We start from the raw sequence: 22,628 nt of genomic DNA on the forward strand, positions 1-22,628 counted from the left end.
GCAATGGCTGCACACCTACAATCACCACCGCGGACACACCGCGCTCGCAGGCAAACCACCCGCCAGCCGCGTCCCCAACCTCACAGGGCAATACACCTAGGGCTGAAGAAGGACCCAGCCCTGGAGGACTCAATACTCGAGAGTCACCAGCCCTTCTTCGATGCCCGCCACGAGGTTGTCCACGAACTCGACCTCATCGACCCTTCCGGCAAAGGCACCCGCGGCCGCCGCCACCGCGACATCGCTGCCGTCGGCGAACAGTGCGATGGCGCACTCCACCTTCTGTACGCCTTCATCGCCCCCACCGCCCGCGCCGTCAAACAGGCTCGGCGCGACATGGGATGGAACGAGACGTAAAACGGCCAGAACCTACCGGCTGATAATTTTCCCTGGTGGTTGAGCTGGGACTTCGTGCCAGGTCAGGTCACGGGGGCGAGTAGCTAGTGTCCTGCGCCGGAGATCCGTCGGCAGAAGCGGGCGAGTGAGTCGAGAATTTCTTCGGCTGTCTTGGTCCAGGTGAACGGGGTCGGGTTCTCGTTCCACTGCTTGACCCAGGCGCGGATGTCAGCTTCCAGGGAACGCACACTCTTGTGGGCGCCGCGGCGGATCTTCTGGTCGGCGAGAAAGCCGAACCAGCGTTCCACCTGGTTGATCCAGGAGGAGCCGGTGGGTGTGAAGTGCAGGTGGAACCGCTGGTGTTTGGCCAGCCATGCCTTGATGGCCGGGGTCTTGTGGGTGCCGTAGTTGTCGCAGATCAAGTGGACCTGCAGGTGCCCGGGAACCTCTTTCTCGATCTTGATGAGGAACTTCTTGAACTCCGCTGCCCGGTGTCGGCGGTGCAGGGAGGTGATGACTTCGCCGGTGGCGACGTCGAACGCCGCGAATAAGGTGGTCAGACCGTTGCGGACGTAGTCATGGGTGCGCCGCTCAGGCATGCCCGGCATCATCGGCAGCACCGGCTGCGAGCGGTCCAGAGCCTGGATCTGGGACTTCTCGTCCACGGACAGCACCACCGCGCCTTCGGGCGGGTTGAAATACAGCCCCACCACGTCGTAGACCTTTTCCACGAACAACGGATCCGTCGACAGCTTGAAGGTGTCGGTCAGATGCGGCTTGAGCTGGAACTTCCGCCAGATCCGGCCCACGGTCGACTTCGACAGGCCACTGCGGTCTGCCATCGATGCACGCGACCAGTGAGTGGCGTTCTTCGGGATTTCCTCCAACGTGCTGACGACGACCGCTTCCACCTGCTCAACGCTGATGGTGGGCGGCCGGCCAGGCCGGGGCTCGTCCACCAACCCGTCCAGCCGACCCGCCAGAAACCGGCGACGCCACTTACGGACCGTGTCGGCCGCGATACCCAACTCCCGTGCCACCACAACAATCGGCGGAACATCAGTGCCGGCACACGCCAGCACGATGCGGGCCCGCAAAGCCACTGCCTGCGCAGACGACGCCCGTCGGGCCCAACGCCCCAACACCGCACGCTCATCGGGGGACAACAACAACGGTTCCAACTTCGGGCCACGACGAGGCACCGGCACATCCGCAGAAGCAGTCATACACAAACTAACGACGGATCTCCGGCGCAGGACACTAGTTCGGCATCGCCCCCTTCTGTCCCCGCCTCCAGAGTCTGCCATATCAAGAGGCCAGGAAACAGCGCCTGACCTGCGGTGTCAGTCGGGATGGGTGGGTCCATCGCGGCCGCGGTTGAGCTGGGCCATGAGTTCACGGTTGGCCGCGCGGGCGGCGGTGAGGTCGTCGTCGCGGTCCTGGAGCTTAAGTTCCAGGTCGACGACCTGCTGTTCGAGGGTGGTGATCCGGGCTTTGAGATGTTCGGTGTCATCGGGGCCGCCGATGCCGGACTCGCGCCAGACCTGCTCTCCCAGGGCCTCGCTGAGGCGGGCTTCCAGACGCCGGACCTGGGCTGCGAGGCGGGCGGTGCGCGCGTCCGCGGCCGCCAGGTCGGTCTGGAGGGAGGCCCGGCTGACGGCCGGGCCGCGGCCGCCGGGGACAGTGGGCGGCTCGGCGGCCTGGGCACGGATCTGGCCGAGCAGGTCGCGGTGGCGGTAGAGGAAGGTGCGGTCGACGCCCGCGCGGCGGGCGATTGCCGCGACGCTGACGTCCGAGCCGTCCTTCGCGGCTTCCGCCAGGGCGGCGAGGACACGCTGGCGCCGTCGGCCGGTGTCGGCTCGGCGGCCTGCCAGCATCGTCTCGACGGCTGTGTCGGGTGCGGTCATGCGGGTCGCTCCGGTCGCAGGTCGGGCAGCGGCTGGCGGATGCGGGGCATGCCGAGGAATCCCAACCGGGTCCTGCGGACGATCGCGGCGGCCTGCCGGATCTCGGCGCGCTCGTCGTCGGTGAGGGCGTCGACGTCTTCGGTGACGCGGCGGACCAGGCGCCGGACGCGGGTGATTTCCTCGTCGGACGGGGTGGCCTCGGCGCGGGCCCAGTCGTCGGCCTCGGTCATCGACCGCAGCTTCTCCCTCTGTCGGAGCAGGCCGTCGAGGTAGGCGCTGAGCTCGGGGAGGTAGGAGACGTCGGTGGAGAAGTGGTCGCAGCCCACGCAGCGGAAGCGCAGCGGGCAGGCGCCTCCTCCGGCGGCGACGTTGGATGGCTCGGAGCAGATGCCGAAGGGGACGTGGACCGATCCGATTGCCCGGCGGGTGCGTTCGGCGTCCAGCACGGTGGTGACGGCGCCCCAGATGCGGGCGCCGTGGCGGTCGAACTGCATCTGGGTGACGCGATCGACCGCCTCGCGGAGGCGTACTTCCTTGACCCGATAGTAGGTTCGGGTGGTTTCGAGGCTTTCGTGATCCATGAGCTCGGCCAGGGCGTCGATGGGGACGCCGGCGTCGGCGTGGCGCTGGGCGTAGGAGTGCCGGTAGGCGTAGGGGAAGATCTTCTCCTTGTCGAAGACGGTGCCGTCGTCGAGGCGGAACTCGGGGAGGGCTTCTACCCAGTCGCGGTGCATGCCGCTGAGGTGGTTGGAGTCGATCGCCCGGTCGCCGTGCAGGTTCAGGTTCTGGGTGGGCAGTAGGACCAGCTTCGACGCCGGTTCGTCGGGGAAGCGGGCGCGTACGCGTTCCTGCTGGTCGAGGATCAGCTTCGCGGTGGGCTCGTGGATGGGCAGTTGGCGCCGCTGGCGCTGTTCCTTCCCGTTGTCGTAGGTCAGTACGGGCTTGCCCTGGCCGTCTCGGGTGAGGCAGTTAAGTTCCAGGCGGCAGATTTCCTCGGGTCGGCGGCCGGTGTCCATCAGGAGTTCGACCTTCAGCCGCAGTTCGCGGCAGGTCATGTCCTCGAAGAGGTCGAGGTGGGCGCAGAGCTGGCGCATCACCTCTGCGGGCAGGTCCTGGCCCTCCTCCGGGGGCTCCGGCGCCTTGGGGACGTCGTGGCGGGTGATGGTGAAGTCGTCCGGCAGTCCGGCCATCGGCCCGCCAGGACGGGTCAGCCCGAGGGCGCGGGCCTGCTTGAGGACGTTGCGGGCCATGCGCACGAAGGAGCGGCGGGTGTTGGTGGTCATCCGGCCGTTGGCTTCGAGGAACGACATCCTGTTCAGGAAGTTCTCGATGTCGGCGCGGGAGAGCGCGGCCAGGTCGAGGCCGCTGTCCGGGCGGGCGCGCAGGGTCTCCGCGATCTTGGCGAGGCCGTTGATGTGCTGGCGGGCGTGTGAGGAGGTGCTCTTGGAGCGGACCTTGGACAGGTAGTCGCGGGCCCAGCGTTTGGCGCTCTCGCGCAGCCAGGGCTGGGGGATCACGATGAAGTCCAGCGTGCCCCGGTGCCCGAACGCCGTCAGGTCCCAGATGTCCTTGCCATACTCGCCCTCAGGCGTCTTGCAGGCCTGGATCGCGTAGGCACGGGTGCGGTTCAGCAGGATCAGGGCATTGCCGTTCGAGGCCGGGTCCGGGACGGCCTCCAAGCACCTTGCTCCCGAGGGGCGGGTGGTCCTGTCGATCAGGGCCCGGAAGTTGCCGATATCCGTGCGGGCGCCTTTGTGGCAGCGATGCTGAAGCCCGAACAGCAGCTGAGCGACGACGAGGTCCGGCAGGCCACGGAAGCTGACCTCGGCGGCGAAACCACACGACGGCGCGGTCCGCAGCCACGCCTCCCGGTCGACGCCGGGTTCCCCGCGCAAGGCCACCCATCGCTTCTCGTGGACATGGCACAGCCGTGTCTCGCCCGCGCTGACCGCCCGGCGGTTGCAGGCGAGCGCGGCGCAGTCCCCCAGGCTCGGCAGGCCCTTCACCGAGGGGTCGGCGAGGAACTCCTCCAGCGTTCCGCCGTGCTTCTGCAACTGCCACCAGTGCGACCGGCACACCGGCCGCCCGCCCGAGTCGGTCCACGGCCGCTCGCAGCCGGAGACCCGGCAGTCGCCCACCGGCAGATGCAAGTGCGGTGCGGTGCGCGGGATCTGGACGAACTCCTCGTAGGCCAGCGAGGACTGGCGCAGCCGGGTGTAGCAGGTGCTGCAGAGCTTGAGTCCCTTAACCGGTGAGATGCAGCCGGGCACCGGGCAGCGTCGTCCGCCCAGAGTGGGGTGGCCGATCGGCGGGTCCAGGACGCGGCGGTCGGCGTTCCAGCCCGCCCCGTCAAGAAAGTCTTCGCTGATCAGCGACCACAGAAAGGTCGTAACCTCAGCATCGGATGCGTCCGGTCCCGGGGCCGGCGCGGTCGGCAGGGCCGCGGTCCTGGCCGTCATCGGACATCACCTGCGAGCTCGCGCGGCGGGGGCACCCGGTCCACCGCGGTGCGCAGCCGGTCAGGGTCCGGGGTCAGATACGGCTCGGCGCTGGACAGCCGGGCGTGGTCCAGCAGTGCGGCAATTTCGTCCTGCCCGCCGCCAGCGTCCGCGAGGTTGCTGCCCGCCGCGCGGCGGAGCATCCGCGGCGTGACGTTCCTCGACAGGCCGGCGCGCTTCGACAGCCGTTGAAACAGTTCGGTGATGCTGTTCGTGCTCAACGGGGCGCCCAGCGGCTCGGCGAACAGGCTCACCAGCACGAAGTCGCTGTCCGGTCCGTGCGGCAGCGCCATCCGCTCCATCACGTACTGGTCGTAGGCGGCCACGACAAGGTGGTCCACGGGCTTCCACCGCCCCGGCGCCGCCGTCGTCTGCCGCTTCGCCCAGGCGCCATTCGCGTTGTCCCGCCGCAGCGTGTGCAGGTGGGAGCCCTTCCTCGGGCAGCCCAGCGCGGTCGAGTCCGGCATGAAGTGCATGTCCTCGCGCCGCAGGCCCGCGGCGCCTCCCGGACGCAGTCCGGCCCGGCCCAGCAGAAGCACGATGAATCGGTCCCGCGCGTTGCGGCACGCAAGGAACAGCTCCACGATCTCGCGGTCGGTGGCCCGCTCGCCCTTCTTGCGCGGCACCTTCACCCGGTGCCGCGGCCGCATGCGGTACCCGGTCAGATCCTCCCCACGGGCCTGCTCCGGCAGGTCCCACGACTCCGCCACCTCGTACAGCTGGGCCATCACGGCCGAGGGCACCGTCTTCGTCGTGATGCCGTGCAGCAGGAACTGCCGCACCCCCGTCAGGATGTTCTCGATCCGTGCCGGCTCGCGTACGGGCTCGGCTCCGGGCCCCGGGTACACCAGCCCGGCTCCCGACGGCCGATCGATGCCCGTGACTTCCTTCGAGCCGAACTTCAGCCACACGACGAACAGCCCCAACTCCTCGGCCGCCACCCGCCAGTCACGGCCGGTTCGTCCGCACCAGCGAAGGAACAGCGCGACGTGCCCGGCGTACGTACGCGTCGTCAGTTCCGCTTGGTCCTTGCCGAACCGCACGTGGCGCAAGAACGCGTCCGCCTCCGGGACCACGGCCAGGTCGTCGTCCAGCACCGTCCAGTACCGGACTCCGGACGGGAGTTGCACAGGAAAGGCCCTCAAGGGTCTCCTCCGATCTCATCTGCAACGTGTCGCAACGATCACGACGGCCCCAGAGATGCGAAGAAGAACCCCAGCTCACACGATCAGTGCAGCGTCACACCACGCTCGTGGAGTCCCGGGAGAACGACTAGAGCAAGACGGCGGGGCGCGGGTCGCGGGCGGTGCGGGCCCGCACGACGTCTACGTACGACTGGGAGCCGAAGCCGCGTACGACCAGGACGGGGATGCCGAGGTCGGCGAGCCATTCGGTGAACATGCGGCGCAGCGTGTCCTTCTCGGCTGCGACGTACAGCGCGGTTCTCTGGCCGGCGGTGCGGTCCAGGGCGAACCATCCGGGGACGTCGGCGAGGAACGCGGGGGCGTTGGCCCAAGGCGCAGGGACGTGGGCAAGCCTGGGATGTCGGTGGGCAAGCCCCCGGTGTGGGGCCGAACTGGACGGTCGCTGCCATGGCATTGCGGGAGCCGGGGGCGGGATGCGCGCGGTCGGCTCCGGCCCGGTAGCGGCATTTCTTCACCCGCGTCCGGTCGGCAGCTGCGCGCGGTACCACCCGATCGGGTGAGGGTCTCCCTGGGCACTGTCCGAGGCGTACGCAATGATGAGAGCGACCCACAGCACCGCTGCACCACCCTTCGAACATTCCCGGGTCGCGAGTAGAAGGACTACGACATGATCGCCATAACGCCCCAGCAGGGAGACTTGCTGGCCATCTGTGCACTGCGGGCGGGCAGCAAGTCCGTCGACTGGAACCTGATCGCCCGGACCTGCCAGTCCCCGGAAGCTCTCCACGTTGTCCTCGGCGGAGACCTCCCCGAGGATTCCGCTGTGGCCCGGAAGAACCTTCCGGTCCTGCGCGACGCACTGCCGCACCTCGACGAAGCCCGCGCTCGGGTCACCTCCGAGCTCGAGGCCGCCGAGGCGGCCGGCGCCCGACTGGTAACCGTGCTCGATCCGGCGTACCCGGCGAACCTGAGGCTGGTCCCGAATCTTCCGCCGTTCCTGTTCCACCTCGGGGATCTGGAGGAGCGGGATGCCCGTTCCGCGGCCGTGGTTGGTACTCGCAACGCAAGCGACGACGGCATGCGCCGGGCTGGGCGTATGGCCCGTGGTCTGGTGGACAACGACGTCGTCGTCTTCTCCGGTCTCGCGAAGGGCATCGACACCGCGGCGCACACAGCCGCCCTCGAAGCCGGGGGCCGCACTGTGGCAGTCATGGGAACTGGAATCGCTGCCAAGATCTACCCGGCCGAGAACAAGCCCCTGGCCACGCGGATCGTCGACAACGGCGGAGCTCTGCTCTCCCAGTTCTGGCCGAGCTCTGGACCGGCGACATGGACGTTCCCGCGCCGCAACGTCGTCACGAGCGGGTCGACCATGGGCAGCATCGTCATTGAGGCGTCCTCGACCTCCGGTGCCAAGATGCAGGCCCGCATCGCGCACGAACACGGCAAGCACGTCTTCCTCATCCGCTCCCTGGCCACGAAGGAGCCATGGGCCGCGAAGATGGTTGCCGAGAGGAAGGCGGTAGAGGTTGCCGAGCTCGACGACGTCCTCTCGCTCCTCGGCAGCGCCAAGCGCGTCCAGCAGGCCGCACAGCAGCGTCTGCAGCTCGCCCTGGCGGGCCTGTGACCGGCGCTGCCGAACTACCACAGCCCCTCAGATTCCCCAACTGCCCAAAGTGTGCGTACCGGTTCACGGGCACACCGCACTTGTGCGCGGAGTGCGCCGGCGAGACCGTGCGCCCGCTCGCGGAGCACCACTGCACGGTCTGTAGCCAGACCTTGCGGGAACCGGGTGCGGCCTGCTGGAACAGGGTCTGCGGATGGACTCCTGAGAGGAGGCGCTTCACCCGTGTGGACGCAGTGGCGCTCTACGCCTACCCGCTAGAATAGACGATCCGGAAGTTCAAGTACGACGGTGTCGCCGGGTGGGGCGTGATCTTCGGGCGGCTCATCGTCGGCTGGCTCAAGGCCCACGAGGACGAGGTGCGCGACATCGATCTCATCATCGGCAACCCCACGGCGCGTGACCGCGCACCGCTCCAGCACGTGGAGACCATGATGCAGGCCGCTTACGCGGAGGACGCCCTCGGGCAATGGCACATCGCCGACCCCGCGAGCCCTGTTCTGATCAAGCTGCGGGAAACGGGAAAGTCGGCCAGCAGCGCGGCGACCTGGCAGGACAAGATGGACGCAGCCCGCGAGCATGCGTCGGTCTTGCACCTGCGGCGGAGCGTCGCCGGTAAGCGCATCCTGCTCGTTGACGACGTGTTCACGACCGGAGCGCAGTTCCACACGGTGGGCACGTTCCTAACCACCCAGGGAAGGGCGAAGGAGGTCCGAGGGCTGGTCCTCGGCCGTACGCCCTCGCGCTCGTAATCGGACGCGCCGCCTGGCGCAGCGCCCATCGCCGTACCCGGTCACACTTGCCCCACGCGCCTCAGGGCGGTTGACGAAGACTCGGCCGCACTCGCTACGACGCCTCGTCGGACTCCTCCTCAGCGGCTCTGCGCAGGAAATCCGAGAGCTGCCCATACGACGATTTGCGGTCTGCACGGTCGGCGAGGAGGCGGAGACTTACCTCCAGAGGGGTCAATTCGGGAGATACGGAGTCAAACGCTTCACCAGCTGCCGCAGCTCTGCCGAGGACGCTGTCGCCTTCATGCGTCCGATCTCGCGGAGCAGCTCATCGGCGTTTGGCAGGGGGATCGCCGGCACCCTTGGAGCTTCCTCGGCCGTGACGGGGCCGGGGCGCTTGGCATCCAGAATGGTCAAACCTTGCTCGGTGGCTGTCGGGCTCAGCAGGACCCGTGTCTCCCAGGCGTAGGCGACCCGGTCACGCAAGTCGTCGTAGCGGCGGTCTGCCTCCTCAGCCAGTAGCCAGCGGACCGAGGCGGTGAACCACTTGTGGCCGCCGATCTCGCGAGCGCTTACCTCCAGCACTTCGCCCAGAGCTGCTTCGCTCGGAGCCCACCCGTGCCGCGTGCGGTCCTTCGGAGGCGAGTCCTCGGGCGCCTTGGTTAGCCCGGAGCCGGTCACCAGCCGATAGCGCCTCCGCGCCTCCCACGCCGCGTTCAGAACCGTCTCGTAGCTCTCCGGGGTAGTGAGGAGGGCCTGGACGTCTTCGACGCTGGCGTCGAACTGCGTGGCGAACTTCTCCAGGACGCCGTCGAGCGAGGTGACCAGGAAGAACCGGTCCTCTATGCCCCGAATGTCTCTGTCCATCGGAGAGGTGTAGGCGGTGCCGTCGCCAAAGTCCTTCGGGTTGTTCGAGACGAAATAGACCGACTCCTGCGGGTGCTCCCGGGCGTATTCGACCGCCGTCAGCCAGATTGCGGCATCCCGTGCCCCGGTCTTGTTCTTGCCGCTGTTGACGGCCTTGCAGGGAGCGAGCAGGTTCGTCTCCCGGTACAGCGCCTCCTGGTACGCGGACGGGGAGGTCTGCATGACCTCTGCGATCTCTGTGTACCGCTCTCGCCAGTGCTTACGGACCCGCTCGGCTGTGTGCTTGCGGGGAGGCGAGACGTCGGACCAAGGGGTCGCCTTGCGCAAGTCTTCGATCGCGGCCGCAGCAGCGTCGTGCTTCTCCTGGTACGCCAGGGCCTGCTGGGCGGCAATCTGCTCCATGGCGATCCACGGGACCGCCACGCGCTCCACTTCCGTTGCACGGATTGCGCGAAGCACGTCCGCGGAGGGACTGCGCAGTGAGGTCCCTTTGAGGATGTTGGCGTCCAGGATGATCAAGGCAGGTGGCTCCGTCTCCCTCGGATCCAAGTCGTACGGCCACACCTTCTCAGCTTCTGATCAACGCGGGGAGGGGAATTTCCCGGCAACCTCGAACGCGCACGCCAGCCAAGTGGACCGCTAACCGGCCGACTAAAGCGCTAAGTCACATGTAGGTGTGACTGAGCGCCGTAGTTGACCCGTATGGCCAACTACGGCGCTCAGCGAAAGGGGCGCAGTGGCTGGGAATCGGGTGGGACTTGGGCGGCGATCGTCTCCCCGGCCGACCTGGATGGCCACTAGCGCTGTGGGTGGGATGCGGCACCGATGGTGTCCGTCAAAGCGGAACAAGCTCAGACACAAGGGTGTGCTTGGATGCGGCGTCGGGCGGCTGAGGTACCGCGCGCTCTGGGTGTCCTGCCAGCAGTGCAACACATGGCTTGTGCCGTTCGTCGGACGATGGCTTGTGCCGTTCGTGTCGGCGGGAGAGCCGTGATTCAGCGGGTTCCGGTCTGATCACGCGGCCGGCTGCAGTCGGACGCAGCATTGTCCGGGGCTGGGCGCCAGGCGTGCCTCGAGTCCGGCCTCGTCCAGGCCATTGAGGACACCGCGTAGCAGGTGGAGGTTCATGCCGCACACCGTTTGGGTGTGCTCCCGGGCCAGTGCGTCGAATGGGCAGTTGGCCAGAACGATGGCATCGCCCTCGCAGCGTGGCTCGAAGCCGTACCGCTCCAGAAGGTTGAAGACGTTCGTTTTGTTCTGCTCGCCCAGGTGCGTGCCGAGTTCTTCGGCCTTGCGGTGCAGCACGTCCAGCACCGGCTCGCCGGTCGCGTCGGATTCCTCCACGGCCTGCGCGAGCAGCCGGCCGGCCAGCTCGTAGCGGCGGTCCGGCAGGTTGACGGCGACCTGTTTCGCTGAGCGGCGGTAGAGCTTGGCCGGCCTTCCCGCGCCCGGTCCGGAGCGTCCGCTGCGGCGCTCGTAGACGACGTCGAGCAGTGCTTCGTCTGCGAGCCGGTCCAGGTGGAACGCGGCGGTCTGCCGGGCCAGGCCGAGGGCGGCGGCCGCCTCGTCGCGGCTGACGGGGCTGGGCTGGCGCACCACGTGGTCGTACAGCCTCCTGCGGGTGGGCTCGTCGAGGGCGGCGATGGCGGAGACGTCGGGGTCGCGTACTTCCTTGGGGGCATCCACGAACACCAGTGTAAAACCCACAGCCATTGACTAAAGAACGAAGCGGGGCTTCTATTGTTAATGAAACTTGTCGATAGAAGGAGAGGGCGATGTCCTCCGCAACCACAAGCACCACCTCCACAGCCCCGCGCCGGGCGGTGCTCACCGACCCCGGCTACCAGGCGTTCGTGATCCTGCGCACCGGATTCACGGTGGCCCCGATCCTGTTCGGGCTGGACAAGTTCGCCAACCTGCTCGTGGACTGGCCCACCTACCTCGCGCCGTGGATCGACGACATCGTCCCCAGCAGCGCCCAGGCGGCCATGTACGCGGTGGGGGCGATCGAGATCGTGGCCGGCATCGCCGTGGCGCTGGCTCCGCGCGTCGGGGGCTGGCTCGTCGCCGGCTGGCTGGCGGGCATCATCGTCAACCTGCTGACCATCCCGGGCCACTACGATGTCGTGCTGCGCGACTTCGGACTGCTCCTCGGCGCCGTCGCGCTTGCGCGGCTCGCCCAGCGCTACCACGCCAAGCAGCAGCGGTGAACAGGCGCGGAGCGCACTGAATCCACCCGGCGGGTGGAGCCTCACGGATCCACCCGCCCGTGACGCCCTCCTCAGATCGCGCACAATCCTGGTCAGCCGGGTGCGAGAGCGATAGCGCAGGCCCGGTGAGATGGCCGGGGACTGCTCACCGCCGTTCCTCCCCGGTGCTGCTCGCGCTCCGCCCCAGCGCGAGGTTGCGTTCGAGTTTGGCGATGTCGGGGTGGTGCAGATCGAACGCCGGGGATTCGGAGCGGATCCGCGGCGGGGAGACGAAGTTGTGCCGCGGCGGCGGGTAGGTCGTGGCCCACTCGACCGAACAGCCGTAGCCCCCCGGGTCGTCGACCTCGACCTTCTTGCCGTACCTGGCCGTCTTCCAGACGTTGTAGAGCAACGGCAGGACCGACATGCCCAGCGGCGATACACACCGCCGAATATCCGCTAGGCACCTTTGCCCCATATTGCCGTAAATGTGCACTACATGTATAATTGAAGGTGCAACGAACGAAGGCATGAGAGAAGAGGGCTGATCACTCATGGCATGCCGGATCATCGCCCGGACCAAGCGGCTTGGCCTTGGCCTTCTGCGGCTGCTTGCGCCTCAGGATGGTTCACGAACGGAGACCGGCAGCACCCTAAAGGAGAGGGCGGCGAGGGATGTCTCGCAGGCCTGGATAGGGCCAACTGTGCTTGTGGGAGCGAGTCTTGGATCCCCGGCCTTAGTGCGATCCAGCCTGGAGCAGCGGAACCGACCAGGAGAACACCGTCCACTGCATTTCGGTGCAGTCTGATACGGCGGAGCGAAAGGAGTCTTCCGATGATAAGGCCGCATAAGAATGAGGATCGCTTCTAGGGCTATCCCATGAACCGAGTGGTGGCTGTATTGCCCGACGAAGCGCGCGTCAGTAATTCCTTCGCGGACCTGGAACACGCAGGTATCCAACTTGATGCTTTGCATGTCCTCACCGGGCCGGAAGGCGAGCGGCTGCTGGACAGGCGTGGCAGTGACCACGGCTGGCTCGCACGCCTCACCCGGTTCCTTCAGCGAGGTGCCTTCGAAGGAAACACTTTGGAGGCGCACAGTAGAGCGTTGAGGCAGGGACGCAGCGTGATCTATGTACCGGTTCAGGGGTTGGCTCAACGTCGGCGCATCGTCGGAATACTCCGCACCCACGGTGGTCGTAACATTCTCCATTTCCGCCGGTGGGCGATTGAACAGGTCGTATTCCCGTCAGTTCCGTGAGCGGTCCCTATTAATAGTGGGGGAGCTCGGAGGTGTCGGTGATCCCGGTGATCGAGGGGTGGGTGTGGGCGGCCCTCAGGAGTTTGGCGGCGCCTCGGACCGCTGCGGTGTGCGGAGCGGGCACGGGCTCGACGGGGGCGTGCAGCTGCCTGGCGAGGCAATACGTGATGTCTGGGCGCAGCGCGCCCCCACCGGCCAGAAGTGGGCCTTGCTGGAGGGCGTCGAGCGTGTGGGAGGTGTGGTCCTCTTCCAGCATCGTGGTCACCATCGCGACGACTGCGTCGGTGACCTGCGTGGGCGAGGTGAGGCTGTCCAGGTCGCTGGTGCCCAGGGCGGTGTGGCGGGCGTCGGTCACTGCGCCGTCGGTGAGGAGGGTGACCTCGGTGAGGTGGGCGCCGAGGTCCACGACGAGCAGGGGTCGGGTGAGGTCGGCGTCGGCGGCCATGGCCACGGCTCGCGCGGTGGGGACGGTCAGCACGGTGTGCGGCCGCAGGACCTCGACCGCGGTGCGGGCATCGGTCCGGAAGGCGACTCCGCCCAGTGCGGGGGCGGTCAGGACGATCAGGCGTCGGCCGAAGCGGGGCAGGCGGTGGCCGAGCAGGCGGTCGAGCATCCGGGCGGTTCCGGGTGTGTCGACGATGGTGCCGCGCTGGATGGGGTGGATCGCGCCGTCGCCGGGGAAGGTCACCGTGGGCGCGTCGAGGACGCTCCTTCGGCCGGAGATCCAGGCCCGGGTGCGGGCGCTGCCGAGGTCGAGGGCGATGCCGGAGCACTGGCGGTACAAGGGCCAGGGCCGGTGCGGGGTGGTCATCGTCCTGCCTCCCTGACTTGCTGGCAGCGGGCGCAGTAGCGGGCTTGCGGCACGATCATCAAGCGCTCGCGGGCGATGGGCTTGCGGCACAGGTGGCAGGCGCCGTAGCGGCCATCGCTCATGCGTTTGAGGGCTGCTTCGACGTCGGCGAGGACCATGCGGGCGGAGGCGGCGAGTTTGACCCGTACTTCGATCTGGGAGGCGGCTTGCCGGTCAAGGAGCGCGTCCGTGCGGGGCGTGGCAGGGCCTGCGATCTGCTGCAGCTGCTCCTGGCGGAACAGGCGCTGCTCGTGCAAGGTCTCGTGTAGCGCGGCGAGGTCGTCGATGGACAGGGTCGTGTTGTGGTCGCCGATGATCTGGTGGTTCACCACGTCACCCCTTGGGCAGGGCGGGAGAAGGAGACTGGGCGGGCGGTTGTCAGGTTGTGGTGCGCTGGCAGGGGACGCAGAACCGCGTGTAGGGCAGGATTTCCAGGCGCTCGACCGGGATGGGCGTGGAGCAGCCCCGGCAGATTCCGTAGCTTCCGTCGTGGAGGCGGGTGAAGGCGGCCTCGATCTCGTTGAGGACGCGCTGGATGGTGTCTTTCTGCACCGACATCATCTGTTCCTCGGCGCCCTGCCCGGCCTCGGCGATGGCCTGCAGCTGCGTCAGTCGGGAGTTGCGTTCGTGTTCGAGGCGCTGGCGGGCCTCGTGCGCCGTCAGACGCTCGGGACGATCCTCGATCCGGGGCGTATCAAGCGACATGATGGGTCCTTTTCTCCACGCAAGACGGTGGGTGTACGGGAACGGGGGTGTGATGAGGCGGGCTGGCTCGGGTCGAGGGCTGGGATCACGTTCTGTGCGTCATTCCCCCACCGTGAGCGATACACGGCGTGAATCCCATCGGGCGCGATACCCATCTGCGGCAGATACCAGGGCCCATCGCGGTGTGGGCAGTCCAGGGTCCGGAAATGGGCATCGGAGCCCATCGACGAGTGGAGAGCCGACGGGCAGGCTGACGGCAGGCCGGTCAAGACCAGTGGCCGCAGCTCACGCTTGGGGTGCGCGGTGACCGACAGTAGAGGCAAAGCCGTGTCACGAAGGAAGGCCGTCATCCCGGTGTCCCTGTTCTGGCGGATCTTCGCGCTCAATGCGGTGGTGCTGGGTAGCGCCACCGCACTGCTGCTGTGGGCCCCAGTGACCGTCTCGGTGCCGGTCCTGCTGACCGAGGCGGTCATCCTCGTGGCCGGCCTGGTGGTCATGCTGGTCGCCAACGCGGCCCTGCTGCGGATCGGACTGGGCCCTCTGGAGCGGCTCACGAAGCTGATGACCACCGTCGACCTGCTGCGCCCGGGACAGAGGCTGCCTGTGCACGGCCACGGCGAGGTCGCCGACCTGATCCGCACCTTCAACGCCATGCTCGAGAGGCTTGAGCACGAACGGGCCACCAGCAGCGCCCGCGTCCTGCTCGCGCAGGAAGCCGAACGGCGCCGCATCGCCCAGGAGCTCCACGACGAGGTCGGCCAGAGCATGACCGCGATCCTGCTTTCGCTGGAGCGGGCGGCGGACGAGGCGAACGACCCCCTGCGCGGCGAACTGCGGCAGGTCCAGGAGATCACCCGGGAGAGCCTGAACGAGGTGCGCCGCCTGGTGCGCCGGCTCCGTCCTGGCGTGCTGGACGATCTCGGCCTGGTCAGCGCCCTGACCTCGCTGACCACCGAGTTCGCCACCCACACCGGACTGCGCGTGCTGCGCCGATTCGACCCCGGCCTGCCCGCCCTGGATCAGCAGACGGAACTGGTGCTGTACCGCGTCGCCCAGGAGGCTCTGACCAACGTGGCCCGCCACGCCGAGGCAGACCGGGTCGAGGTGAGCCTGCACCACACGGGCGGCGCGGTGGTCCTGGCCGTGGCTGACGACGGCCGCGGAACCGGAATCGCGCGCGAAGGCGCGGGGATCCGCGGGATGCGTGAGCGGGCCCTGCTCATCCGGGCCACGCTGGCCATCACCTCCCAGCCGAAGGCCGGCACAGAGATCCGGCTGACCGTGCCCGTCCCCAGAGAGCCATGACCATGACCGAGACGCCTACGATCCGTATCCTCCTCGCCGACGACCATGCGCTGGTGCGTCGCGGTGTGCGGCTCATCCTCGATCGCGAACCGGACCTCGAGGTCATCGCCGAGGCCGGGGACGGCGCGGAGGCCATCGCCCAGGCCCGCACCCACGACGTCGACCTCGCCGTGCTGGACATCGCCATGCCCCGCATGACCGGTCTGCAGGCCACACCGGAACTCCTCGCGCTCAAGCCGGGGCTGCGTGTGCTGATGCTGACGATGCACGACAACGAGCAGTACTTCTTCCAGGCGCTGAAGGCCGGCGCCAGCGGATATGTCCTGAAGTCCGTGGCCGACCGCGACCTGGTCGCCGCCTGCCGGGCCGCCATGCGCGATGAGCCTTTCCTCTACCCGGGCGCGGTCACCGCCCTCATCCGCAACTACCTCGACCGCGTCCGCCACGGCGAGGAACCCCCCGACCAGGTCCTGACGCCTCGGGAAGAGGAGGTGCTCAAGCTCGTGGCCGAAGGCCACTCCTCCAAGGAGATCGCCGAGATGCTCTTCATCAGCATCAAAACCGTCCACCGGCACAGGGCGAACCTCCTGCAGAAACTCGGCCTGCGCGACCGACTGGAGCTCACCCGCTACGCCATCCGGGCCGGCCTCATCGAACCCTGACACTTCCAGACCGCCTCAACGTTCCAGCTGCCCACTCCCCAGCCGGGACCTTGAGGCCCCACAGCCCGCTGCCGACCAGCCACACCGACACGCACCGAAGAAGGGCGACGGGGCATGGCACGCTCCACGCACACCGTCCCGCGCACCGTTGGCCTCGGCCCGGCAGCGGTGATCGCTGTCCTGCTTGCTGTTCTTACTGCCCTGCTCAGCCCGCTGGCGCACGGCAGCCCTCATGTACCGGACGGTGCGGCGCTCGCTTCCGGGGCATTGCATGCCAGCAGCGGACCTTACGCGGACGACGGACCCTGCGCCGTATACAGCGCCGCGGCCCGAAGCCATCGCGACACCACCGGCGAACGACCTTCGCCGCCAGCTCCCGCCACCCTCGCCCCATGCTGCACAGCCGACAGTCCGCCGCAGTACGCATCCCCGCCGCTGCCGGCGCCGCGCCCGCCTGCCTCTACACAGCCGGCGGACTGTCACCCGATGCGTGCACCGCCTTCGCCTCCAGGCACCTGACGCACACCCTTCTCTCCTTTTCCTGACCGCGGCCACTGACCTGGCCGCGGTGTGCCTGCCGGAGGCCCGCTGTGAACCGATCCCTGCGCATCAGAGGGCTGTTCGCTCTCGCTGCCGTTGTCCTGTCCCTGTACATCGCGCTCACCGTGCCGGTCCAACTTGGGCTTGATCTGCGCGGCGGCACGCAGGTCGTGCTGGAAACCCGACCCACCGCCCCCGCTGACCCCGACAGTGAGGCCACCGATCGCACCGTGGAAGTGCTGCGTGGCCGTATCGATGCGCTCGGCGTCGCCGAACCCACCATCGCCCGCTCCGGCAGCAACCGGATCGTCGTCGAGCTGCCCGGCGTCCAGGACCCGACCAAGGCTGCCGACGTTCTCGGCCGTACCGCTCAGCTCACCTTCCACCAGGTGCTCGGCATCGCGAACAGCGTCGACGACACTCCCAAACCGCTGCCCAAACGGCCCCGTCAGCACGTCCTGGCCGACGAGTCCGGCCAGCTTCTGCGCCTGCAGGCGGCCTCGCTGACCGGCGGCGACGTCAAGGAGGCCGCCGCCCGATTCGACCAGCAGGGCGGCGCCGGATGGCACGTCACCGTCGACTTCAAAGGCCCCGGCCGTGACGGGTGGGCCCGCCTGACCGGCCAGGCCGCCTGCCACTCTGCGGGCGACCCGGCCCGCAGGCTCGCCATCGTCCTCGACGACAAGATCATCTCCTCGCCTCAGGTCGACCCCTCGGTCGGCTGCGGCTCGGGCATCGGCGGCGGCTCCACGCAGATCACCGGATCCTTCAGCGCCGGCGAAGCCAAGGAATTGGCCCTGCTCATCAACGGCGGCGCCCTGCCCGTGCCGGTCGAAACGGTCGAGCAGCGCACCGTCGGCCCCACCCTGGGCGCTCAAGCCATTACGGCCAGCGCCTGGGCTGCCGCCATCGGCACCGCGCTGACCGCGCTGTTCATCAGCGCCGTCTACCGGCTCATGGGAGCCCTGGCTGCCGTGGCGCTGGCCTGCTACGGCCTCATCTCCTACGCCGCCCTGGCCGCCCTCGGCGCCACCCTCACCCTCCCGGGGCTTGCCGGGTTCGTCCTGGCCATCGGTATGGCGGTCGACGCCAACGTCCTCGTCTTCGAACGGGCCCGCGAAGAGTACGCCGTGCGCCACCGCCCCACCTCACGGTCGTCGCTGACCGCGGGATTCCGCGGCGCCTTCAGCGCGATCGCCGACTCGAACATCACCACCCTGATCGCCGCCGGCCTGCTGTTCTTCCTCGCCTCCGGACCCGTCCGCGGGTTCGGGGTCACCCTGGGCATCGGCGTCCTCGCCTCCATGCTCAGCGCCCTGGTCATCACCCGCGCTCTCGCTGAGTACGCCGTCGCCCGCACCTTCGTGCGTCGACGCCCTCGGCTCACGGGCATCGCTCACATCGGTGCCGTCCGCGACCGCCTCAGCCGCAGAAACCCCCACCTGATGCGCCACCCCCGCCGGTGGCTGGCCGCCTCCCTCGCCGCGCTCGTCCTGGCCGTCTCCGGCATCGCCCTGCGCGGCCTCGACTTCGGCATCGAATTCACCGGCGGCCGCATCATCGAGTACACAACGGCCACCCCTGTCAACCCCGACCGGGCCCGTGCTGCCCTCGCCGAGGCCGGATTCCCCCGAGCCGTCGTCCAGACCTCCGGCGAGAACCAACTCACCGTCCGCACCCACCAGCTGAGCAATGCCCAGGCAGCCGAAATCAGCGAAACCGTCAGCGATCTGACACGGAACGCGAACAAGCTGCGCGACGAAGCCATCGGCCCCAGCCTCGGCAAGGAACTCCGCCAAGGCGCCCTCATCGCCCTCGCCGTCGCCCTCGGCGCCCAGCTCATCTATCTCGCGGCACGCTTCCGCTGGCTGTTCGGAACCGCCGCGGTCGCCGCCCTCGCCCACGACGTGGTGATCCTCATCGGCATCTTCGCCTGGCTCGGCAAACCCATCGACGGCGTCTTCCTCGCTGCTCTCCTGACCGTCATCGGATACTCCGTCAACGACTCCGTCGTCGTCTTCGACCGGATCAGAGAACTCAGCCGCCGCGACCGCAAGACGCCCTTCCCCCGCATCACCAACCAGGCACTCCTGCAAACCCTGCCCCGCACCATCAACACCGGCATGGGCGCGGCATTCATCCTCACCGCGCTGGCCGTCCTCGGCGGCGACTCCCTCACCGACTTCGCCCTCGCCCTCCTCATCGGCCTCGCGGTCGGCACCTACTCCAGCATGTTCACCGCCACACCGCTGGCCATCGAACTGCACAACCGCACATAGGCGGGACTCACCGCGGCCCGTGGTCCAGGCAGCCCGCGCGCTCGCACAGAACTCGGTCGTATCCTGTCGCCTGAGCTGATTCAGGCGACAGGATCCAGTCGGACGCAGCATCGGCCGGGGCTGGGCAGTGCGTGAGACGGGTCCAGGGCGACGAGCTGCCCTCCGAAGAGGCCGACGGACGTCGATGGTGACGGCCAGATCAACTACGAGGACTCGTGAAGCTGCTCGACTGCGCTGAGCGAGAGGGATGAAGACGCCACGCGTCCCGATACCCGAGGCAGTGCGGCTCCCCGGAGGCCGCGAGTGTAGAAGACTAGGCTCCGGCCGCTGAGGCAATCTCGGCAATGCGCTGAAGTGCTTCCTGGTACGCCTCGGCGTTGCCCGGCTGCTTCTGCCAAGCGCGGATGGTGACGGTCGCGGACTGCAGGGCGCCGGGGGTGATGCCCAGGTAGCGGGCAGCGGCGGCGCGGGATCCGCCCATGGTCATCTGGACGAGGCGGATCGCGGCGTCGCGCCGCAACTGTCTTGGGGGTCCGTCCAGTTCGTCCAGCGGCCAGGCCCAGGTGTCCGGTAGGAGGTTCGGAATGCTCTCCGGGTCGAGCTGGCCCTGGTGGGTCGGTGGTTGGGGAAAGAGCGCGGGCGGGCCGACAGCTCCGCGACGCAGTTGGGCGCTCTCGCCGATGGCCGCGCTCATGCCGGGTGAGCAGTGCGGGGCGAGCCGCCTCAGCCGTCGGTATCCGGCACGGCTGGAGGGGAGGCGGGACAGGACGCGGGCGAGGACTGCCTGGCCGCCCGGGTCCTCCAGAATCTGGACGACGAGGGTCATCAGGGCGGCCCCCTGGTACGGATCGCCGGGTGGGTGGTCGACTGAGCGGGCCAGCCAGCCGTCTCCTTGGGGGCCGGCTCGTTCGGCGGGCGCTCGGTGCAGCGTCTCAACGTGGGCGGCGACCGCGTCCAGGTGTTCGGCGTGGGCGAAGACCTCCGCGGTGGCTGGCCAGGTGCTGCAGATGGCGAGGGTGGTGGCGCGGACGTCGTTGAGGAACCGCTGCGGTGAGGTCGGCTGGCCCAGGCTTCCGTAACTGGCCGCGGAGTGGGCGGCCGCAGCCAGCCGCTGTTGGGCGTGCACCATCGCGTCGGTTGGGGCCCTGGTGACGGACGACGGATCGTCGAGCCGGTGAGCACATGGTGCGTCCCGCCCGGTTCCGGGCCGGTGGCGGCATTGTGCTGCGTGGAGGTGGCTACGCGGTGACGGGATGAGCTGGGTGGGTCGCCATCTTCCATCGACGCGGTAGCCGTTGGAGAAGGTGGGTGCCTGGCAGGCGGGGCACCGCCAGTCGAGAAGGCGGTGGTGGCGTGGGCAGTGGAAGGTGTACGGGAGTCGCCACGAGCCCTGCCAGACCGGCCCGCCCGGAAGATCGGCGGTGTCGGCCAGGCAGTCGGGGCAGTAGCGGCTGAAGGCGGTGAAGACCCAGCCGTCGTTGGCCATGTCGATATGGCTCTGGTGTCGTCCCAGGTAGACGGGGTGCAGAGGAGGGTAGCTGGGGGCCTGCGTGCCGAGAGTGAGCCCATGAACCTCGGCCAGGCCCAGCCGGCAGACGGTGGCAGTCTGCTGGGCCTGGTCGTCATCGAGGCGGACGAGGTGGTGGGTGGGGAACGTCGTCCCGCCGGGGAGCCCGCACCAGTGCGCGAGGTCGAGCGGAGAAATGCCGATCCGGTGGGCGACACGAAGAAGGTAGCCCGGCAGCAGTTCGCCCGGGGCAGGGTCAAGACTCCTGGGCAGCGTCGTATTCATGCCGTGTCCGAGGTGGCGGGGCCGTGGTCGTCGAACGCGGTGTTGCGGCGACGTCCGGTCCCCGGCCGCCGGGTGGGGACGGTGGGGATCTCGCCTGCCTCGGCGTCGCGGTCGACTCCGGCGAGGGTGAGGGGGAGGCTGTCGAGGAGGGTCTCGGTCAGGCACTCGGCGCCGCTGGTGATCGCTTCGGTGGAGCCGTCCTCGATGAGGCGCTCGAGGAGACCGACGACGCCGTTGGTGCGCGTGAAGAGGTACTCGGGCATGCGGCCCGAGGTGAGCATGCCCGGCTGGGCGTTCAGCAGCCGCAGCGCGTTCTCGACGCCGGCGAGGTGAGTGGTCCAGGCCGTGATCTGCGCGTCGGTGTCGTAGCGGAAGCGGTCGAGTTCGATCACGTCGAAACGGCGCTCGGTCTGCGTGGCTTCCAGGCCGTGCGTGGTGGCGTGCCGGGACGGCGGCATCACGCTCTGCCCCGATGCCGGATCCGTGCGGCCTTCGCGCAGGAGGCCGGAGGCAGGGATGTCGACGCCGATCATGACGAGGGTGACGTGCATGCTCATGAACGCGCGGATCAGGTCGAGGGTGTCCTGGTCGTCGGCGCGGTGCATCCGCAGGCGGGTGATGTCGTCGAGGACCAGGACCTTGGTGCCGTGGTCAGTCAGGGAAGCGGCGACCTGGCGGATCAGGTCCGGGAGATCCATGTTCTTCGTGGGCGCGCCGTAGAAGTTCAAGATCGCCTTGCAGGTGCTCTTCGGCTTCGCGGTCACCGGAGTCTGTACGTAGGCGACCGGCACCCACAGGTCGCGGGTTCCGGGCGCGGCGTCGGGGTGGACCTGGTGGTGGAGGGCGCGCCAGGAGTCCTCGAAGGCGGCCACGATCTCGCAGGTGGTCTCGGTCTTGCCCTGGTAGCCGCCGCCGCTGATCATCACTCCCGCACGGGTGGACGGCTTGGCCTTGAAGGCGTTGGTGCGGATCCGGGCGCTCAGCAGCCGGTCCACCCTCTGACTCATCGGGGTGTCGAGCAGCGGGAGGTTGGCGTGGGTGGCCATCCGGTGCAGGTCGTACGCACATCGCTCCCGCGCGGTCATCGCCCGCCACTGGCCGAGTGACCGCAGCGGTGCCGGTACGAAGCCGTGCCGTGCCCGTCGCCACGTGTCCCAGCCTGCTGCCTGGTCTCGCGCCGCGGGCGCCATCAGCCCGAGCCCCGTGGTGGCCTGCGTCATGACTGATCCTCCGCCCGGCCCGTGTCAGCTTCCCCAGGGGTGTCCTGCTCTTCGGCGGGGAGAAGGAAGAGGTTCTTGGCCCTGAGGGAATCGGCCAGGAGCTGCGGCGCCGGTGGCGGCACAGGGACGGCTGCCAAGCGACGGCGGCGCCGGTCTGCCTCCACGGCCGCGGTGGCCTGCCGGTGCAGAGCCTGCGCGTCTGCTGGTGCCGGTCCTGGCGGCGGCGCCGGTGCGGGCCGGTCGAGGGCCGCGGCCCGGGCCCGGGCGAGCTCGCGGGCTCGGTCGGTCTTCTGCTGCCGGGTCATCTGGGTCGGCCAGGCGTCCACCGGCGTCTTGGCGGCCACCAAGTCGAGGAGCACCGGCAGCAGTTCGGCGTCGCTGCGGGGCTTGAGCCCGCCCTTGGTGGCTTGCCGGAGCACATCCCCGACGCGGGCGTCGGAGAAGGCGGGCACCTCCTGGCCGGGCGGGAGCCCGTTCCAGAGCAGCTCGTGCCAGGCTCCGTCCAGTTCGACGAAGACCTGGCGGCAGTCCCGGGGGTCGCGGTGCACGGCCCACTTCCCCGCGTGCCGGCCGCCCCGGCCCGACAAGCGGCCGCGGTGGGGTTCGAGGACGGGGCTGTGGGCGCCGTACCAGAGGCCGCCGATCTTCACCCCGCGCCGGGCATCGATCCGTACGAAGTGCATGGGCAGCAGCTCGTAGTAGAGCTCCGGTGGCGGG

Annotated in this window: 22 protein-coding genes and 1 pseudogene; 8 read left to right on the top strand and 15 right to left on the bottom strand. The window is 68.7% G+C overall.

Translation table 11 applies throughout. The annotated features are described in order from the left end of the window. Nucleotides 1-129: 129 nt before the first annotated feature. The 6 genes from ACFU5O_RS36090 to ACFU5O_RS36115 form a co-directional block, all read right to left on the bottom strand. The gene (locus tag ACFU5O_RS36090; RefSeq protein ID WP_384246935.1) at nucleotides 130-279 is read right to left on the bottom strand and encodes a hypothetical protein; all 150 of its coding nucleotides are present in this window, start codon (nucleotides 277-279) and stop codon (nucleotides 130-132) included. Between the two features lie 161 nt (nucleotides 280-440). Next, nucleotides 441-1,562 carry an IS630 family transposase gene (locus ACFU5O_RS36095; RefSeq protein WP_384246937.1) on the bottom strand — a complete coding sequence of 374 codons (1,122 nt, stop codon included), beginning with the start codon at nucleotides 1,560-1,562 and terminating at the stop codon, nucleotides 441-443. A gap of 117 nt (nucleotides 1,563-1,679) precedes the next feature. After that, nucleotides 1,680-2,243: a hypothetical protein gene (locus tag ACFU5O_RS36100; RefSeq protein WP_384246940.1), complete on the bottom strand. Its 564-nt coding sequence runs from the start codon at nucleotides 2,241-2,243 to the stop codon at nucleotides 1,680-1,682. Continuing rightward, nucleotides 2,240-4,702 (bottom strand): tyrosine-type recombinase/integrase, encoded by a 2,463-nt coding sequence (locus ACFU5O_RS36105; RefSeq protein WP_384246942.1) that lies wholly within the window; start codon nucleotides 4,700-4,702, stop codon nucleotides 2,240-2,242. The genes ACFU5O_RS36100 and ACFU5O_RS36105 overlap by 4 nt, the downstream gene beginning before the upstream one ends. After that, nucleotides 4,699-5,886 (bottom strand): tyrosine-type recombinase/integrase, encoded by a 1,188-nt coding sequence (locus ACFU5O_RS36110; RefSeq protein WP_384246944.1) that lies wholly within the window; start codon nucleotides 5,884-5,886, stop codon nucleotides 4,699-4,701. Before ACFU5O_RS36110 ends, ACFU5O_RS36105 begins: the two co-directional genes overlap by 4 nt. Before the next feature lie 127 nt (nucleotides 5,887-6,013). Then, nucleotides 6,014-6,340: a hypothetical protein gene (locus ACFU5O_RS36115; RefSeq protein WP_384246946.1), complete on the bottom strand. Its 327-nt coding sequence runs from the start codon at nucleotides 6,338-6,340 to the stop codon at nucleotides 6,014-6,016. Nucleotides 6,341-6,553: 213 nt separating this feature from the next. On the opposite strand from ACFU5O_RS36115, the gene ACFU5O_RS36120 reads away from it, so the two are divergent. Both ACFU5O_RS36120 and ACFU5O_RS36125 read left to right on the top strand, forming a co-directional pair. Beyond that, on the top strand, nucleotides 6,554-7,513 hold the full coding sequence (locus ACFU5O_RS36120; RefSeq protein WP_384246949.1) for a DNA-processing protein DprA: 960 nt from the start codon (nucleotides 6,554-6,556) through the stop codon (nucleotides 7,511-7,513). Between the two features lie 305 nt (nucleotides 7,514-7,818). Next, complete coding sequence (locus ACFU5O_RS36125; RefSeq protein WP_384246951.1) at nucleotides 7,819-8,262, top strand: hypothetical protein; 444 nt, start codon at nucleotides 7,819-7,821, stop codon at nucleotides 8,260-8,262. A 213-nt stretch (nucleotides 8,263-8,475) separates the two neighbouring features. On the opposite strand, the gene ACFU5O_RS36130 is transcribed toward ACFU5O_RS36125, so the two are convergent. Both ACFU5O_RS36130 and ACFU5O_RS36135 read right to left on the bottom strand, forming a co-directional pair. Then, nucleotides 8,476-9,627, bottom strand: a complete 1,152-nt coding sequence (locus ACFU5O_RS36130) for a PIN domain-containing protein (protein ID WP_384246953.1) — start codon at nucleotides 9,625-9,627, stop codon at nucleotides 8,476-8,478. 495 nt (nucleotides 9,628-10,122) lie between these two features. Then, complete coding sequence (locus ACFU5O_RS36135) at nucleotides 10,123-10,800, bottom strand: helix-turn-helix transcriptional regulator (RefSeq protein WP_384247001.1); 678 nt, start codon at nucleotides 10,798-10,800, stop codon at nucleotides 10,123-10,125. Between the two features lie 83 nt (nucleotides 10,801-10,883). On the opposite strand from ACFU5O_RS36135, the gene ACFU5O_RS36140 reads away from it, so the two are divergent. After that, nucleotides 10,884-11,318, top strand: coding sequence for a hypothetical protein (locus ACFU5O_RS36140; RefSeq protein WP_384246956.1), 435 nt, complete (start codon nucleotides 10,884-10,886; stop codon nucleotides 11,316-11,318). Between the two features lie 145 nt (nucleotides 11,319-11,463). Here the strand turns inward: ACFU5O_RS36140 and ACFU5O_RS36145 are convergent. Then, a pseudogene (locus ACFU5O_RS36145) lies at nucleotides 11,464-11,730 on the bottom strand (cytochrome ubiquinol oxidase subunit I); the annotation flags it as partial. A gap of 447 nt (nucleotides 11,731-12,177) precedes the next feature. Here ACFU5O_RS36145 and ACFU5O_RS36150 point away from each other — a divergent pair. Next, the gene (locus ACFU5O_RS36150) at nucleotides 12,178-12,558 is read left to right on the top strand and encodes a hypothetical protein (RefSeq protein WP_384246958.1); all 381 of its coding nucleotides are present in this window, start codon (nucleotides 12,178-12,180) and stop codon (nucleotides 12,556-12,558) included. Between the two features lie 10 nt (nucleotides 12,559-12,568). Here ACFU5O_RS36150 and ACFU5O_RS36155 read toward each other — a convergent pair whose 3' ends face one another. The 3 genes from ACFU5O_RS36155 to ACFU5O_RS36165 are packed head-to-tail and all read right to left on the bottom strand — an operon-like array spanning nucleotide 12,569 to nucleotide 14,113. Next, nucleotides 12,569-13,369 (bottom strand): hypothetical protein, encoded by an 801-nt coding sequence (locus ACFU5O_RS36155; protein ID WP_384246960.1) that lies wholly within the window; start codon nucleotides 13,367-13,369, stop codon nucleotides 12,569-12,571. Then, the gene (locus ACFU5O_RS36160) at nucleotides 13,366-13,740 is read right to left on the bottom strand and encodes a TraR/DksA family transcriptional regulator (protein ID WP_384246963.1); all 375 of its coding nucleotides are present in this window, start codon (nucleotides 13,738-13,740) and stop codon (nucleotides 13,366-13,368) included. The genes ACFU5O_RS36155 and ACFU5O_RS36160 overlap by 4 nt, the downstream gene beginning before the upstream one ends. Nucleotides 13,741-13,786: 46 nt before the next feature. Continuing rightward, entirely contained in the window at nucleotides 13,787-14,113 is a 327-nt protein-coding gene (locus ACFU5O_RS36165) for a TraR/DksA family transcriptional regulator (protein ID WP_384246965.1), read from the bottom strand. Nucleotides 14,114-14,467: 354 nt separating this feature from the next. Here ACFU5O_RS36165 and ACFU5O_RS36170 point away from each other — a divergent pair, with 354 nt between their 5' ends. From ACFU5O_RS36170 to secD, 4 genes are all read left to right on the top strand, one after another. Further along, nucleotides 14,468-15,418: a HAMP domain-containing sensor histidine kinase gene (locus ACFU5O_RS36170; protein WP_384247003.1), complete on the top strand. Its 951-nt coding sequence runs from the start codon at nucleotides 14,468-14,470 to the stop codon at nucleotides 15,416-15,418. Next, a complete protein-coding gene (locus tag ACFU5O_RS36175) occupies nucleotides 15,415-16,080 on the top strand; it encodes a response regulator (protein ID WP_384246967.1) in 666 nt (221 codons plus the stop codon). Before ACFU5O_RS36170 ends, ACFU5O_RS36175 begins: the two co-directional genes overlap by 4 nt. Nucleotides 16,081-16,472: 392 nt before the next feature. Next, entirely contained in the window at nucleotides 16,473-16,625 is a 153-nt protein-coding gene (locus ACFU5O_RS36180) for a hypothetical protein (protein ID WP_384246969.1), read from the top strand. A 45-nt stretch (nucleotides 16,626-16,670) separates the two neighbouring features. Further along, nucleotides 16,671-18,899, top strand: a complete 2,229-nt coding sequence (gene secD, locus ACFU5O_RS36185) for a protein translocase subunit SecD (RefSeq protein WP_384246971.1) — start codon at nucleotides 16,671-16,673, stop codon at nucleotides 18,897-18,899. Nucleotides 18,900-19,212: 313 nt separating this feature from the next. Here the strand turns inward: secD and ACFU5O_RS36190 are convergent, their stop codons facing one another. Genes ACFU5O_RS36190 through ACFU5O_RS36200 form a run of 3 tightly spaced genes read right to left on the bottom strand, consistent with a single transcriptional unit; the run spans nucleotide 19,213 to nucleotide 22,594 of the window. After that, nucleotides 19,213-20,691, bottom strand: coding sequence for a TniQ family protein (locus ACFU5O_RS36190; protein WP_384246974.1), 1,479 nt, complete (start codon nucleotides 20,689-20,691; stop codon nucleotides 19,213-19,215). Then, nucleotides 20,688-21,911, bottom strand: a complete 1,224-nt coding sequence (locus ACFU5O_RS36195; RefSeq protein ID WP_384246976.1) for a TniB family NTP-binding protein — start codon at nucleotides 21,909-21,911, stop codon at nucleotides 20,688-20,690. The genes ACFU5O_RS36190 and ACFU5O_RS36195 overlap by 4 nt, the downstream gene beginning before the upstream one ends. Beyond that, on the bottom strand, nucleotides 21,908-22,594 hold the full coding sequence (locus ACFU5O_RS36200; protein ID WP_384246978.1) for a hypothetical protein: 687 nt from the start codon (nucleotides 22,592-22,594) through the stop codon (nucleotides 21,908-21,910). Before ACFU5O_RS36200 ends, ACFU5O_RS36195 begins: the two co-directional genes overlap by 4 nt. Between the last annotated feature and the right edge of the window lie 34 nt (nucleotides 22,595-22,628).

This window comes from Streptomyces sp. NPDC057445 (genome assembly GCF_042802855.1).
Lineage (GTDB): Bacteria > Actinomycetota > Actinomycetes > Streptomycetales > Streptomycetaceae > Streptomyces.